The 13,666-nt window shown below is 72.2% G+C and carries 14 protein-coding genes; 7 read left to right on the forward strand and 7 right to left on the reverse strand.

From position 1 onward, the window contains the following. Positions 1–3 precede the first annotated feature (3 nt). From AB0M59_RS16570 to AB0M59_RS16580, 3 genes are read right to left on the reverse strand one after another with little or no spacing between them, the layout of a single operon-like run. A complete protein-coding gene (locus AB0M59_RS16570; protein WP_364615290.1) occupies positions 4–606 on the reverse strand; it encodes a cysteine hydrolase in 603 nt (200 codons plus the stop codon). After that, positions 599–1,990: an MFS transporter gene (locus tag AB0M59_RS16575; RefSeq protein WP_364615293.1), complete on the reverse strand. Its 1,392-nt coding sequence runs from the start codon at positions 1,988–1,990 to the stop codon at positions 599–601. Before AB0M59_RS16575 ends, AB0M59_RS16570 begins: the two co-directional genes overlap by 8 nt. Then, the gene (locus AB0M59_RS16580) at positions 1,987–2,430 is read right to left on the reverse strand and encodes a MarR family transcriptional regulator (protein WP_364615296.1); all 444 of its coding nucleotides are present in this window, start codon (positions 2,428–2,430) and stop codon (positions 1,987–1,989) included. The genes AB0M59_RS16575 and AB0M59_RS16580 overlap by 4 nt, the downstream gene beginning before the upstream one ends. Positions 2,431–2,509: 79 nt before the next feature. Here AB0M59_RS16580 and AB0M59_RS16585 point away from each other — a divergent pair, with 79 nt between their 5' ends. Next, entirely contained in the window at positions 2,510–2,974 is a 465-nt protein-coding gene (locus AB0M59_RS16585) for a DUF2087 domain-containing protein (RefSeq protein ID WP_364615299.1), read from the forward strand. Here the strand turns inward: AB0M59_RS16585 and AB0M59_RS16590 are convergent. Together AB0M59_RS16590 and AB0M59_RS16595 are read right to left on the reverse strand one after the other, a co-directional pair. Continuing rightward, a complete protein-coding gene (locus AB0M59_RS16590) occupies positions 2,938–3,906 on the reverse strand; it encodes a sigma-70 family RNA polymerase sigma factor (RefSeq protein ID WP_364615302.1) in 969 nt (322 codons plus the stop codon). The two genes, AB0M59_RS16585 and AB0M59_RS16590, sit on opposite strands and share 37 nt — an antisense overlap. A gap of 37 nt (positions 3,907–3,943) precedes the next feature. Then, positions 3,944–4,459: a bifunctional nuclease family protein gene (locus tag AB0M59_RS16595; protein ID WP_364615305.1), complete on the reverse strand. Its 516-nt coding sequence runs from the start codon at positions 4,457–4,459 to the stop codon at positions 3,944–3,946. 160 nt (positions 4,460–4,619) lie between these two features. Between AB0M59_RS16595 and AB0M59_RS16600 the strand changes: the two genes are divergently transcribed. Both AB0M59_RS16600 and AB0M59_RS16605 read left to right on the forward strand, forming a co-directional pair. After that, positions 4,620–5,087, forward strand: coding sequence for an SRPBCC family protein (locus AB0M59_RS16600; RefSeq protein WP_364615308.1), 468 nt, complete (start codon positions 4,620–4,622; stop codon positions 5,085–5,087). A gap of 147 nt (positions 5,088–5,234) precedes the next feature. Further along, on the forward strand, positions 5,235–6,668 hold the full coding sequence (locus AB0M59_RS16605; RefSeq protein WP_364615311.1) for an MFS transporter: 1,434 nt from the start codon (positions 5,235–5,237) through the stop codon (positions 6,666–6,668). On the opposite strand, the gene AB0M59_RS16610 is transcribed toward AB0M59_RS16605, so the two are convergent. Further along, positions 6,596–8,005, reverse strand: a complete 1,410-nt coding sequence (locus AB0M59_RS16610; protein ID WP_364615314.1) for a PLP-dependent aminotransferase family protein — start codon at positions 8,003–8,005, stop codon at positions 6,596–6,598. The genes AB0M59_RS16605 and AB0M59_RS16610 overlap by 73 nt on opposite strands. Positions 8,006–8,086: 81 nt before the next feature. Here AB0M59_RS16610 and AB0M59_RS16615 point away from each other — a divergent pair, with 81 nt between their 5' ends. Then, positions 8,087–9,292 carry an MFS transporter gene (locus AB0M59_RS16615; RefSeq protein ID WP_364615317.1) on the forward strand — a complete coding sequence of 402 codons (1,206 nt, stop codon included), beginning with the start codon at positions 8,087–8,089 and terminating at the stop codon, positions 9,290–9,292. Between the two features lie 7 nt (positions 9,293–9,299). Here AB0M59_RS16615 and AB0M59_RS16620 read toward each other — a convergent pair whose 3' ends face one another. Continuing rightward, positions 9,300–10,748: a helix-turn-helix domain-containing protein gene (locus tag AB0M59_RS16620; RefSeq protein ID WP_364615319.1), complete on the reverse strand. Its 1,449-nt coding sequence runs from the start codon at positions 10,746–10,748 to the stop codon at positions 9,300–9,302. 161 nt (positions 10,749–10,909) lie between these two features. Here AB0M59_RS16620 and AB0M59_RS16625 point away from each other — a divergent pair, with 161 nt between their 5' ends. Genes AB0M59_RS16625 through AB0M59_RS16635 form a run of 3 tightly spaced genes read left to right on the forward strand, consistent with a single transcriptional unit; the run spans position 10,910 to position 13,621 of the window. Further along, a complete protein-coding gene (locus AB0M59_RS16625) occupies positions 10,910–11,923 on the forward strand; it encodes an amidohydrolase family protein (protein ID WP_364615322.1) in 1,014 nt (337 codons plus the stop codon). 1 nt (position 11,924) lies between these two features. Then, a complete protein-coding gene (locus AB0M59_RS16630) occupies positions 11,925–12,599 on the forward strand; it encodes an iron-sulfur cluster assembly protein (protein WP_364615325.1) in 675 nt (224 codons plus the stop codon). Beyond that, positions 12,596–13,621, forward strand: a complete 1,026-nt coding sequence (locus tag AB0M59_RS16635; RefSeq protein WP_364615328.1) for an NAD(P)-dependent alcohol dehydrogenase — start codon at positions 12,596–12,598, stop codon at positions 13,619–13,621. Before AB0M59_RS16630 ends, AB0M59_RS16635 begins: the two co-directional genes overlap by 4 nt. Positions 13,622–13,666 lie beyond the last annotated feature (45 nt).

Below are 13,666 nucleotides of genomic sequence, written 5' to 3' on the forward strand. Positions count from 1 at the left end.
AACCTACTGGACGTCCCAGTGGCCGCTCAGCTCGGCCACGTCCACGACGGTGGCGGTGCGGGGGAACAGCGTGCCGGTCAGGAAGTCGTGCGTCGCCTGGTCGCGGTCGGCACAGGCGTCGCGCAGGACGACGATCCGGTAGTCGCGGTCCATCGCTTCGCGGACGGTGCTCAGCACGACGCCGCTGGTGCTGATCCCGGCGAGGACGAGCGTCGTGATGCCGCGCTTCTCCAGCTGCTGCCCGAGGTCGGTGGTCGTGAAGGCGCCGACGCGGATCTTGCGGACCTGGACGTCTTCCGGCCGCGGCGCGAGCTTCGGGTGGATCTGCGTCGCCGGCCCGTCTGCGCGCATCACCGCCCGGTGCTCCGCGGAAGCCGCGTACGGGGCGAACATGCTCGTCTCGGGGATCGCTTCGAACTCGGCGTCTTCGAATCCGACGCGCACCCAGCCGACGTGGGCGCCGCGCCCGCGGACGTCGTCGATGACGGTGCTCACGCGGTCGAGCAGCGCGCCGCTGCCGGGCAGCTGCCCGACGATCCCGTTCTGGTAGTCCATCACGAGCAGCGCCGTGCGGTTCGGGTCGAGGGTGGTGGTCCGGTCAGGCATCGGTCTCGGCTTTCTCGGGTCGGGTGGTGCCGCGGGACAGGGAACGGTCGAACACGGTGACGATCAGGAAGACCACGCCGATGCCGAGGAGCACCAGCGCGAGATCGTGCAGTCCGCCGGTGTCGGCGGCCGGTCCGTAGAGGGCGCCTTGCAGCGCGGAGGAGACGATCGCGCCGAGGTAGCCGAACGTGCGCAGCAGCCCGGCCGACGCGCCGATGTCGGCGGGATTCGCCTGGCGGTACACGGAGTTCTGCAGCGCGAGGCTGTTCAGCCCCTGCGGCACCCCGGCCACGAGCGCGACGAGGACGAGCAGCCAGACGGCGGCGGAAGAGTCCAGGGTCAGCAGCAGCGCGCACCCCGCGAGCTGGCCGATCGCGGCGACGATCAGCTTGCCACGCGGCTGCTCGCGGCGGCCGCTGACGAGCGACACGAGGATCCCGGTCGCGAACAGCGGCAGGGTGGCCAGGCCGGCTTCGCTCGCCGACAGGCCGCGGCCGTGCTCGAGCCATTGCGCGTAGCCGTAAAGGAAGCTGTACGCCACGACGTAGGCCAGCAGCGCACGGCCGTAGGTGCGCAGCAGCGGGCCGTTGCGCCCGAGCAGCCGCAGGTCGATGAACGGGTGGGCGTGGGTCAGCTCGCGCACGGCGAAGCCCGCGGCCCCCGCGACGGCGATCGCGAGCAGGTACCAGTCCCCCGCGCCCGGGTGCATCAGGAAGAGCAGCAGCGAGACGAGCGTGCCGGCGAACAGCGTCATGCCCGGGAAGTCGAGGTCGAACGAGCCCTTCGACGCGGGCTTGGCCACCTTCGCGAACCGGCGCGCGCCGAGGACGAAGGCGACCAGCGCGATCGGGATGTTGAGGGCGAAGGTCGCGCGCCAGCCGCCGACGCCGATGAGCAGGCCGCCGAGCGCCGGGCCGACCACGGAGATCGTCTGGGTCGAGATCGCCAGCACCGTGAGCACCGACGCGGGACTGTCGCGGCCGGTCCGGTCGCTCTCGTCGCGGATGAGGCGCATCGCCGCCGGGTAGCCGGCGCACGTGCCGAAGCCGAGGACGACCCGCGCGACGATCAGCACCACGAGGTTCGGCGCGAGCGTGCCGATCACCCCCGCCAGCCCGACCAGCGCCGTCGCCGGGAGGAACACGCGTCGCGGGCCGTACCGGTCGATCAGCCGCCCGGCCACCGGCTGCCCGACCGCGGTGGCCAGGTACAGCGCGGAGATCAGCCACGCGGTCGCCGACGCCGGTTCGCCGAACGCGACGCCGATCGGCACCAGCGCGACCGCGATGATCGTCGAGTTGACCGGGTTGAGCACCGCACCCGAGATCAGCGGGGCGAGCAGCTTCCGGTCGAACCCGTCGCGCATCCGTTCCCGGGTCGTCATGACTCGACCACGCGGCCGAGCAGCACGAGCGCCTCGTTGACCACGGCCAGTTCGTCCTCGGACAGCCCCTCGGCGAGGGTTCGGGCCAGCCATTCGTGCCGGGAGGCACGAGCCCCTTGCGCGTACGCGCGCCCCTCGGTCGTGAGGAAGAGCAGCTGACGGCGGCCGTCTTCGGGGTCGTCCTCGCGGCGGACCAGGCCGAGCTTCGCGAGTGCGGCCACGGTCGCCGCCATCGATTGCGGACGCACCTTCTCCGCGCCTGCCAGCACGCTCGCCGTCGTCGGCTCGTTGATCACGAGCCGGGCGAGCGCCGAGGCCTGCGCGGAGGTCAGGTCGCCGACCGCCGTCGCGTCCATCATCTTCCGCCGCAGCCGGCCGACGAGCACGCGCAACGTCCGCGCGGCCGCGACCGCCGGAGCGGGAACCGTCTTCGAACCCATATCGACAGCCTAGGCTTATCAGTTGACCCTGTCGAGTTTTCCGGGGCAGGCGCCAGGAGTTCGAGTACGCTCTGCCGCCATGGCCTCCCCGGAAGCGCTGATCTCCGCCCTCGCGGACCCCGCCCGTCTGCAGCTGTTCGCCCGCATCTGCGCCGGGCTCCCGGCCGACGGCGCCAAGCTCGTGAAAAGGCTGGTCGACGCGGGACTCGTCACCGCCGACGGAGACACCTACCGGGTCGTGCCCGAGGTGTTCCGCGAGGCGCTCGCCAAGGCCCCGGCCGATCCGCTCGACGGGCTGTTCCGCCACGGCAGGCTCGTCACCATCCCGCATTCGGGCAAGCGGCGGCAGCTGCTGCTCGCCCACCTCGCCGAGCGGTTCGAGCCCGGCCGGCTCTACACCGAGCAGGACGTTCGCGAGAAGCTGTCGATGGTCCACGACGACCACGCGACCCTGCGCCGCTACCTCGTCGACGAAGGCCTGCTGCAGCGCAGCAGCGACGGCGGCGCCTACGGCCGTCCTTCGGAGGCCCGCGCCGCCGGCTGAATCGCGGGAAGGTCGAACAACGCGAGCACGGCCGGGTCGGCGAACACGACGTTGTGCGCCACCCGCCCCTCGGTCACGGTGAACACCTGCAGGGTGTGCAGCCGGTACACCCCGGTGTCGTCGCGGCAGTAGGCCACGAGCGCCGGCTGGCCGTTGGCGGAGGTGCGCGTCATCCGCCAGTCCGGGCCGCGCATCGCGAACAGCCGCTCGAGGAACCGGCCGTAGCCGTCGCGGCCGAGGAACCACAGCGGCACCGGCGGCATCTCCATCACGACGTCGTCGGTCAGCAGTCCGACCAGGCCCGCGACGTCGGCGGATTCGAAGGCCCGGACGTAGCGGTCGAGGACCGCTTCGATCGCCGAGTCGTCCGGTTCGGGAACTTCGTCCGCGGACAGGTCGCCGAGACCCGCGCGGGCGCGCTGCAGGGCGCTGTTGACCGCGGCGGGCGTCGTCTCCAGGAAGCCGGCCACCTCCGCCGCGCTGAACTCCAGGACGTCGCGCAGGATCAGCACCGCGCGCTGCTTGGGCGGCAGCGTCTGCATCGCCGCGAGCAGCGCCAGCCGCAGCGTGCCCCGGCGGGCCAGGCGCAGGCCGGGGTCGTCGAGGCGCGCGTCCGGGAACGGGTGCAGCCAAGGGATTTCGAACGACGGCGTCAGCGGCGCGCCCGGGTCCTCGCTCGGGCGGCCGAGGCCCGAGGGCAGCGGCCGCCGGGCCCGGCCTTCCAGCGCGGTGAGGCAGGCGTTGGTGGCGATCCGGTACAGCCAGGTGCGCACCGACGCGCGGGCCGGGTCGTAGCCGTCCCACGCCTTCCAGGCGCGGACCAGGGTCTCCTGCACCAGGTCCTCGGCCTCGTGCACCGAGCCGAGCATGCGGTAGCAGTGCACCAGCAGCTCACGCCGGTGCGGTTCGGTGCTCGTCGCGAAGTCCGGCATCGCTCTCCCGTCGGTCCGGTACGGGAGAGATGATTCCCTACAGGTCGTCGAAGTCCTCGGGCCGCAGGCCGTCGAGCTCGGCGCGGAAGCGGGCGACCTCGGCCTCGGTGTCCAGCATGTCGGCGGCGGGGCCTTCGGTTTCCTGCTCGACCTCCAGCTGCACCGACGCGACGTCGAGCACCTCTTCGGCGACGCGGATCGGCGCGCCCTGGCGCAGGCCGAGCGCGACGGCGTCGCTCGGGCGGGCCGACACTCGGGTGCCGGAGACGAGCACGAGGTCGGCGTAGAAGATCCCGTCCCGCACTTCGGTCAGCTCGACCGCGGCGACGCCCTGGCCGAACGCCGCGAGCACGTCGCCGAGCAGCTCGATCGTGCCGGGCCGCGGCTGCGCGATCTGCTCGCGCGCCCGCACGAGGGCCTCGGCCTCGCCGTACCCGATCATGATGGCCAGCCAGCGGCGGGCGCCCTCCGGTTCCCGGAGCAGCATCAGGGGTGCTTCGCCGGGTACCGGCACGGCCATGCCCACGACCTCGATCGGGATCACGCTGACCACCGCACCCTCCGTTTAGGGACTCCTCCGCGCGCGAGGTACCCAGAACACCCGGGCCACAACCCGGTTCGGCCGGGCAGTTTTTTCACCGGCGGCTCTCCTCCGCTGCGGAGAACGCGGCGAGCCCTTGCCGGGCGCGTCACGGCGCTGTCACCGTCGGGGCGTGGAACCGACGATTTCGCGCAGCATCGACGTCCCGGCCGACCCGGGCGCGGTGTGGTCGTGGGTCACCGACCTGCCCCGGATGGGCGAGCTGAGCCCGGAGAACATCGGCGGCCGCTGGCTCGACACCCCGGCCTTGGGCGCGCGCTTTCGCGGCCGTAACCGCAACGGCGAGCTGCGGTGGTGGACGCGGGTGAAGGTGGTGGCGTTCGAGGAGGGCCGCCGGTTCGCGTTCGACGTGCGGACGCCGCTGGGGTCGCGGGTGTCGCGGTGGGAGTACGTGCTGACACCGAGTCCGGCGGGATGCCGGGTGACCGAGAACTGGTACCGGAGCGGCACCTGGGTGGTGCGCAGGTTCATGGGGCCGCGGGTGACCGGGCGGGCCGATCGGCCGGGGTACAACGTGCGGTCGATCGAACACACCCTTGCCGCGTTGAAGGCGCGCGCGGAGGAGCGCGCTGCCGCGTGAGACGACCCGACCTGCGGCCCACTCGCCCGCCGGCGACGTCGCGGCGCTCTCAGCCCCTTTGCGTGACCTATCTCGCGTTGAACTGGTCAGTCTCTTGTTGAGACCTACTCCGTCCGGCTAGGTTGCTTTTTCAAACCTAGGAGGGCCATGACCGACACCGCACCGAAGCCCGGCCTCGTGCTGCTGGTCGTGTCGACCGCGGCGTTCCTCGCCAGCCTCGACACCTTCATCGTCACGATCGCGTTCCCCGGCATCCGGGCCGCCTTCCCCGGCGACGACCTCGCCACGCTGTCGTGGGTGCTCAACGGCTACACCGTGCTGTTCGCCGCCTGCCTCGCCCCGGCCGGGCGGCTGGCCGACCGCTACGGCCGGAAGCGCCTGTTCCTCCTCGGTGTCGCCGTCTTCACGCTCGCCTCGGCCGCCTGCGCCGTCGCGCCGTCGATCCCGATCCTCGTCGCCTTCCGCGCGGTGCAGGCGATCGGCGCCGCGCTCGTCATGCCGACGTCCCTCGCCCTGCTGCTGACGGCGTTCCCGGCGCACCGGCGGCCGATGGCGGTCGGCGTCTGGGCGTCCGTGGGCGCCGCGGCCGCCGCGCTCGGGCCGCCCGTCGGCGGTCTGCTCGTCGAGGCGTCGTGGCGCTGGGTGTTCCTGGTGAACCTGCCGATCTGCGCGCTGACGCTGCTGGCCGGGCCGCGCGTGCTGCGCGAGTCGCGGGACACCACCACCGGCGTCCCGGACCTGCTCGGCGCGGCCGGGCTCCTCGTCGGTGTCGGGGCGCTGGCCTACGCGCTGGTCGAAGCGCCCGACCACGGCTGGACCGCCGGGCCGGTGCTGCTGGCGTTCGCGATTGCCGCCGTCGCGCTGGCGTGGGTGCCGCTGCGCTCGGCGCGCCACGCCGTGCCCGTGCTGGACCTGCCGGCCCTGCGCGTCCCGACGCTGTGGCTCGCGTGTGTCACGACCGGCGTGTTCGCGGCCGGGTTCGCCGCGATGCTGTTCGGCAACGTGCTGTTCCTGACCTCGGTCTGGCACGACTCGATCCTGGTGGCCGGGCTGTCCCTGGCCCCGGGGCCGCTGATGGTGGTGCCGGTGTCGATCCTCGGCGGCCGGTTCGTGCACCGCTTCGGCCCGGGCCCGGTGGTCGCGCTCGGCGGCGTCTCGTTCGGGGCGGGCGTGCTGATCTGGGTGCTGCGCATGGGTTCCACACCCGACTACGCGACATCGATGCTGCCCGGCCAGCTCCTGACGGGCATCGGCGTCGGGCTGATCCTGCCGAGCCTGTCGGGCGTGGTGGGCACGGTCCTGCCGCCGGCGCGGTGGGGCGCGGGCTCGTCGATGGTCAACACGATGCGGCAGATCGGGACGGTCCTGGGGACGGCGGTGCTGGTGGCCGTCTTCGCGGGAACCCCGGACCTGACGGACTTCCGGCACGGCTGGCTCCTGGTCCTGGGCACCGCGGTGGCGACGTCGGCGGGCGGGCTCTTGATCGCCGCGCGCCGCCGCACGGATCACTACGTGGAGCCCCAGGCCCCGTCCAGCGCCGCGAGTCCGTCGTCGATCCTCTCCACCGGGATCGAGCCGTAGCCGAGGACCAGCCCCGGGGCCGGAAAACCGCCGCACAGGTCGGAAAGCGTCTGGACCGCCGCGCCCGCGCGCGCCGCCCGCTCGGCGATGGGTTCCAGGTCTTCCTCGGCGAGGGCGCACAAGTGCAAGCCCGCCGCAGAAGGAACCACCTGGAGACGGCCGGCGAAGACCCGGTCCACAGTGGACGTGATGCGCTCGTGCCGCTCGGCGTACACCTTCGTCGCGCGGCGAATGTGACGGGCGAACAGCCCTTCGTCGATGAACCGGGCCAGCGCGGCCTGGGCCGGCACGTCGCCGTGCCAGTCCGACAGCTGGCGCGCGTACCGCAACGCATCCTGCAGCGACGGCGGTGCGACCAGGAAACCCAGGCGCAGCATGGGAAGCAGCGTCTTCGAGAACGACCCGACGTACGCCACGCGCCCGCCGCGGTCCAGGCTCTGCAACGGTTCCAGAGGCCGGTCGGAGAACCGGAACTCGCTGTCGTAGTCGTCCTCGACGACGACCGCGTCCGCGTGCTCGGCCCACGCCAGCAGCGCCGTGCGGCGGGCCAGCGACATCGGCGTCCCGAGCGGGAACTGGTGCGACGGTGTCACGTACACCAGCTTCGTCCGCGACGGCAATGCGGCGACGTCGAGACCTTCGCCGTCCACGGGCACGCCGACGACTTCGGCGCCGTGGGACGCGAAGAGCAGCTTCGCCTGCCGATAGCCGGGCTCTTCGACGGCCACGCGGTCACCCGGCGAAATCAGCACCCGGCACAGCAGGTCGAGGGCCTGTTGCGCCCCTTGGGTGACGAGCACGTCGTCCGCGTCGGCACGCACCGAACGCGACACGCCGACGTGCCGGGCGATCGCCGCGCGCAGGCCCGGGCGCCCACCGGGGTCGACGTAGTGCACGAACCCGGCCGCCTCCCGCAGCTCCCGCGCGAGCAGCCGGCGCCAGGTTTCGAGCGGGAACAACGCGGCGTCGGGGATGCCGACGCGGAAGTCGTAGTCCGGCACCCGGGCCACCGCTTCGACCGGCGACGGCAGCGACCGCCAGACCGCCTTGGGTCGCGGCCCCCGCGCCGACGGCGCCTTGCGCGGCTTCGGCGCGGGCAGCGAACCGCTGACGTACGTCCCGGCGCCGACGCGGCCGGTGAGGAACCCGTCGGCGGTCAGCCGGTCGTAGGCCACCGCGACGGTGTTGCGCGAAACCGCCAGGCGCCGGGCCAGTTCCCGCGTCGGCGGCAGCCGCTCCCCCGCCCGCAGCCGGCCGTCGAGCACGGCGTCGCGCAGCTGCCGGTAGATCCGGACAGACAGGTCGCCGCGCCCGGCCAGGCTGACGTGGAAGTCCATCCGAGTACCCTACATTGGCCCAGTTCGGTTCGTGAGAATTGGATCTGGGATCGGGCCAACTTCCGCTCTAGCGTTGCTCGCATGACGTTGACCGTGGACCGCCCCGCACCCGCCCGCCCCGGCCGGTTGCTGGCCGCCGCCCAGCTGGCCGGCTCGCTCGGCGACGGCGCGTTCCTCACCTGCTCGGTGCTGTTCTTCACGCGGATCGTCGGGCTGACCCCGGCGCAGGTCGGCCTGGGCCTCACGCTCGGCTGGGCGGTCGGCTCGGTCGCGGGCGTGCCGCTCGGCCACCTCGCCGACCGCCACGGCGCGCGCGGCTCCGCGGTGCTGCTGGCCCTGGCGACGAGCGTGTCGATCCTGACGTTCCTGCTGGTCCGCACGCCGCTGCTGTTCGTCCTCGCCGCGTGCCTCTACGGCAGCTGCCAGACCGGCCTGGCCGCCGTCCGCCAGGCGCTGCTGGCCGCGCTGGCCGACCCGGAACGGCGGACGCGCATCCGGGCCCGGCTGCAGTCGGCGGGCAACGCCGGGCTCGCCGTCGGCGCCGGGCTGGGCGGGCTCGCGCTCTCGGTGGACACGGCGTCGGCGTACCTGACGGTCTTCGTGCTCGACGCACTGACTTTTGTGGTCACGGCGGGGCTCATGCTCGCGCTCCCCTCCGTGACGACGTCGTCCCCGCGCACCGGCGAGCCGAAGCTGGCGGTGCTGCGCGACCGGCCGTACGCGCTGGTGACGCTGCTCAACGCGGTCCTGCTGCTGCGGATGCCGCTGCTGAGCGTCGCGATCCCGCTGTGGATCGTCGAACGGACCGCCGCGCCGGGCTGGACGGTGTCCGCGCTGTTCGTGCTCAACACGGTCGTGGTGGTGCTGCTCCAAGTCCGCGTGGCGGGACGTCTGGCGAGCATCGGCGCGGCGGCGCGGATGGTGCGCCGGTCCGGGGTGCTGCTCCTCGCGTCATGCGTGGCTTTCGCGCTGTCGGCGTTCGGGACATCGCCGTGGATCGCGTTCGGCATGCTGGTCGTCGGCGCGCTGGTGCAGGTGTTCGGCGAGATGCTGCAGTCGGCGGGCACGTGGGAGATCGGCTTCGCGCTGGCGCCGGCCGACCAGCAGGGGCAGTACCAGGGGTTCTTCGGCACGGGGGTGTCGGTGGCCCGCGCGGCCGGGCCGGTGCTGCTGAGCACGGTGGTGATCGGCTGGGGCCTGCCGGGGTGGCTGCTGCTGGGCGCGGTGTTCCTGGCCGCGGGGTGCGCGATGGGCCCGGCGGTCCGCTGGGCCCAGGCCACCCGCTGATCCGCGGCTAGGACTTCAGCTGCCTCGCGTTCAGCCCGTACTGCGCCATCTTCCGGTACAGCGTCGCCCGGCCCATCCCGAGCTTCTCCGCCGCCTGCACCACCGTCGCCCCCGGCTCGGACAGGCACCGCACGATCTCGTCGCGTTCCATCGCTTGCAGCCGGCCCAGCCGGTGCCCCACCCCGCTGAACACCTCGGCCGGCAGATGCGCCGTATCGATCACGTCAGACCGCGAAGCCGCTTCGCGCACCACCCGCCGTAGTTGCTTCGCGTTCTCCGGCCAATCGAAGGCCGTCAACGCCCGCGAAGCCGCCGAAGTGAACGTGACGTCCCGGCCGCGGTCCCGCCGGGCGAAGTGGTGGGCCAGCGGGAGGACGTCGTCCGGCCGGAAGCGCAACGCCGGGACCTCGACCACCCGGTCCACCAGCGGTCGCAGCGCCGCCGGCACCGAACCCGCGTCGGCCGCCGTCAGCACGAACGGCGGCGGCCCGTCGCCCCGGGCGTCGGCGAACCGCCGCGCCAGCTCCTCCGCCGCCCACCCGGGCAGCGCCTCGACGCCCGACACGATCACGCACGTGCCGTCCTTGGCCAGCTCGGGCGTCCACAGCGTCAGCCACGTGTCGACGTCGTCGGGCGCCGGCGGCCGCGCGTTCAAAACCCGCTCGCGTGGCCGCAGCTGCCGCCGCGCCAGCGCCGCCAGCGCCGTCTTGCCCGCGCCCGGCTCGCCGACCACCGCGACGACCCGGCCCGCTCCGAACGCCGTCTGCGCCGCATCGGCCGCGGTGGTCCACGCGGCCGACAGCCGCAGCCCGTCGCCCGGGTCGACGCGGTCGGCGTAGACCCGGAAGACCTCGCCCCGCGGCGTCGGCCGGGCAACGCGCCCGGACGCGCGCGCCAGCATCAGCGCCGCCGTGTTGCCGGCGGCGGCCTGTGCCAGCGCCAGCAGCAGCTCCGACGACTGCTCCGACCAGGTCGTGAGGTTGACGCTGCCGGCGAGCGCCCCGGTCAGCGGGTCGAGCACCGGCACCGCCGCGCAGGTGTACCCGCGCAGGTCGGTGCAGTAGTGCTCGCTCGCCCGGACCAGCGACGGCGCCCGGTCGGCGAGCGCCAGGCCGAGCCCGTTGGTGCCCGCGTTGCTCTCCGCGAAGTAGAACCCCGGCGCCAGGTGCACGCGGTCGAGCGAGCGGTTGATGGACGCGTCCGTGCACAGCCGGCTCAGCACCAGGCCTTCGCTGTCGGTGATCATCAGGCTGATCGGCTCGTTGGCCAGCGTCGCCTGCAGGCCGCGCAGCACCTCGGTGCCGCATTCGTACAGCAGCGAACCGGTGTCGACCGCACCGGAGAACACCGGCATGACCTCGTCCTCGGGCACGCCGTACCGCTCGCTGCGCTGCCAGGACGCCCTCAGCCGGGCCGCGTCGAACGACCGCGTGACGTGCACCTGCGGGTTCTCCACCTGGCCTCCCGGGACGCGCCGCTGCGTCGGACTCCGCCAGCCTACGTCCGCCATCCGGGCGACGGCGGCCCGAGCTGTCTCATATCGAGACACCCGACGGGTCCCTGACCAGCCTCGACGTCCCTAGCGTCGCCTGCACTGTGCCAACCGTGGAGGAACGCATGTACAGCAAAGACGGCGAGACGTACTTCATCGTGGACGCCCACGTGGCGCTCTGGGACGCGCGCCCGGAGAACCAGCGGAACATCCACGGCAAGCAGTTCATCGACTGCTTCTACGACTACCACCGCAACCTCAGCCCCGAGTCCGAGGTCTGGCCGTACGAGGACTACCTCTACCAGGGCGGCGAGCGGCTGATGCGCGACCTGTTCCAGAACGGGTACGTCGACCACGCGATCTTCCAGCCCGCATACCTCGGGGCGTTCTACAACAACGGCTTCGGGCAGACCGAGGAAGCCTTCGCGCTGAAGCAGCAGCACCCGGACAAGCTGACCTACAACCACTTCTTCGACCCGCGGTTCGAACAGGCCGGCATCGACCAGCTGCGACGTGACGCGGAACGCTTCAACCTCAAGGGCGTCAAGCTCTACACCGCCGAGTGGCAGGCTGACTCACGCGGCTACAAGCTCAACGACAAGTGGACGTACAAGTACTTCGAGGCCTGCCAAGAGCTGGGCATCAAGAACATCCACGTCCACAAGGGACCGACCATCCGGCCGCTGGACCGCGACGCCTTCGACGTCGCCGACGTCGACCACGCGGCCACCGACTTCACCGACCTGAACTTCGTCGTGGAGCACTGCGGACTGCCGCGACTGGAGGACTTCTGCTGGATCGCGACGCAGGAGCCGAACGTCCACGCGGGGCTGGCGGTGGCGATCCCGTTCATCCACACGCGGCCCCGCTACTTCGCGCAGATCATCGGCGAGCTGCTGTACTGGCTGGACGAGGACCGCATCCAGTTCTCAAGCGACTACGCGCTCTGGACGCCGCGGTGGCTGATCGAGCGGTTCGTCGACTTCCAGATCCCGGAGGACCTGCCGGAGTACGCGCCGCTGACGGTCGATCAGAAGAAGAAGATCCTCGGGCTCAACGCGGCGGCCATGTACGACATCCCGGTGCCGGCTGAGCTCCAGCTGGCTCCGATCGAGCCGCAAGCCGTGTCGGTGGCCTGACGTGGACGCCTACACCGCGCTGGACGCGGTTCTCGACCCGGAGCTCGACGAGCCCATCACCGACCTGGGCTTCGTCAAGTCGCTCGCCGTGGACGGCACCCGCGTGACCGTCCACTTGCGACTGCCGACGTCGTTCTGCGCGCCGAACTTCGCCTACCTCATGGCGTCGGATGCCAAGGATGTGCTGACCGCGCTGCCGTGGACGTCGGAAGTCGTCGTGGAGCTCGACGACCACCACGACTCCGACCTCATCAACCGCGGCCTCGCCGCCGACGCGGGCTACCGGGGCACGTTCGGCCACGAGGCCGACGAAGACCTCGAGGAGCTGCGACTGACGTTCCGCCGCAAGGCGCACCAGGCGGCGATGGAGCGCGCGCTGACGGTGCTGCTGCGCGCCGACGAGGACGTCGACCTGCACGGCGTCACCCTCGCGGACCTGCCGGACGCGTTGTCGTCCCAGGCATTGCTCCGGCGTCGCGATGCGCTCGGGCTGCCGACCGATCCGTCGTCCCCGGTGCTGGTCGACCACGACGGGACACCGTTCCCCCGCGAGGAAATCCCGTTGCGGCTGCGGTTCGCGCGCTCGGTCCGGATCTCCATCGAGGGCAACTCGCACTTCTGCCGCGGGTTGCTCCGCACCCGCTACCCCGAGTCCACTGTGGAGGTTTCAGCATGAAGGCGGTCCAGGTCGTCGGGTACGACGAGCCGTTGCGGATGACCGACGTCCCGTCGCCGGAGGTGACCGGGCCGTACGACGTCGTCGTGCGGATCGGCGGCGCCGGCGTCTGCCGCACCGATCTGCACATCCTGGAAGGGCAGTGGAAGGAGAAGTCCGGCGTCACGCTGCCCTACACGATCGGGCACGAGAACGCGGGCTGGGTGCACGCGGTCGGCAGCGCGGTCACGAACGTCGCCGAGGGCGACAAGGTGATCGTGCACCCGCTCATCACGTGCGGCCTGTGCCGGGCCTGCCGCTTCGGCGACGACGTCCACTGCACGCAGTCGCAGTTCCCGGGCATCGACACCGCGGGCGGCTACGCGGAGTACCTCAAGACGTCCGCGCGCAGCGTCGTGAAGATCGACGACTCGCTGGAGCCGGCGGACGTCGCGGCGCTGGCGGACGCCGGGCTGACGGCGTACCACGCGGCGGCGAAGGCGGCGCGGCGCCTGCGTCCGGGCGACCGGTGCGTCGTCATCGGCGCGGGCGGGCTCGGGCACATCGGCATCCAGGTGCTCAAGGCGATCTCGGCGGCCGAGCTGATCGTCGTGGACCGCAACCCGGACGCGGTGAAGCTGGCGGTGTCGATCGGCGCGGACCACGGCGTGGTCGGCGACGGCTCGCAGGTCTCGCGGGTACTCAACTTGACCGGCGGAAACGGCGCCGAGACAGTGATCGACTTCGTCGGCGAAGGCGGCGCGACGAAGGACGGGATCGCGATGCTGCGGCGGGCGGGCGACTACCACGTCGTCGGTTACGGCGAGAACATCGACGTCCCGACGATCGACATCATCTCGACGGAGATCAACCTGATCGGCAACCTGGTGGGCTCGTACAACGACCTGTGCGAGCTGATGGTGCTGGCCGCCCAGGGCCGCGTGAAGCTGCACACGGCCCGGTACCCGCTCGATCAGTTCCAGACCGCGCTCGACGACCTCGACGCGGGTCGCATCCGCGGCCGCGCGATCCTCGTCCCCTGACCCAAGCGCCCCAATGTGGCCTTCGGTGCGTCAGACGCACCGAAG

Origin of the sequence: Amycolatopsis sp. NPDC051371 (genome assembly GCF_040682155.1) — a bacterium.
GTDB lineage: Bacteria > Actinomycetota > Actinomycetes > Mycobacteriales > Pseudonocardiaceae > Amycolatopsis.

What these genes read in the sequence shown, in the direction of transcription:
- AB0M59_RS16570 (WP_364615290.1), bottom strand. Translation starts at nt 606, where the DNA reads ATGCCTGACCGGACCACCACCCTCGACCCGAACCGCACGGCGCTGCTC.
- AB0M59_RS16575 (WP_364615293.1), bottom strand. Translation starts at nt 1,990, where the DNA reads ATGACGACCCGGGAACGGATGCGCGACGGGTTCGACCGGAAGCTGCTC.
- AB0M59_RS16580 (WP_364615296.1), bottom strand. Translation starts at nt 2,430, where the DNA reads ATGGGTTCGAAGACGGTTCCCGCTCCGGCGGTCGCGGCCGCGCGGACG.
- AB0M59_RS16585 (WP_364615299.1), top strand. Translation starts at nt 2,510, where the DNA reads ATGGCCTCCCCGGAAGCGCTGATCTCCGCCCTCGCGGACCCCGCCCGT.
- AB0M59_RS16590 (WP_364615302.1), bottom strand. Translation starts at nt 3,906, where the DNA reads ATGCCGGACTTCGCGACGAGCACCGAACCGCACCGGCGTGAGCTGCTG.
- AB0M59_RS16605 (WP_364615311.1), top strand. Translation starts at nt 5,235, where the DNA reads ATGACCGACACCGCACCGAAGCCCGGCCTCGTGCTGCTGGTCGTGTCG.
- AB0M59_RS16610 (WP_364615314.1), bottom strand. Translation starts at nt 8,005, where the DNA reads ATGGACTTCCACGTCAGCCTGGCCGGGCGCGGCGACCTGTCTGTCCGG.
- AB0M59_RS16615 (WP_364615317.1), top strand. Translation starts at nt 8,087, where the DNA reads ATGACGTTGACCGTGGACCGCCCCGCACCCGCCCGCCCCGGCCGGTTG.
- AB0M59_RS16625 (WP_364615322.1), top strand. Translation starts at nt 10,910, where the DNA reads ATGTACAGCAAAGACGGCGAGACGTACTTCATCGTGGACGCCCACGTG.
- AB0M59_RS16635 (WP_364615328.1), top strand. Translation starts at nt 12,596, where the DNA reads ATGAAGGCGGTCCAGGTCGTCGGGTACGACGAGCCGTTGCGGATGACC.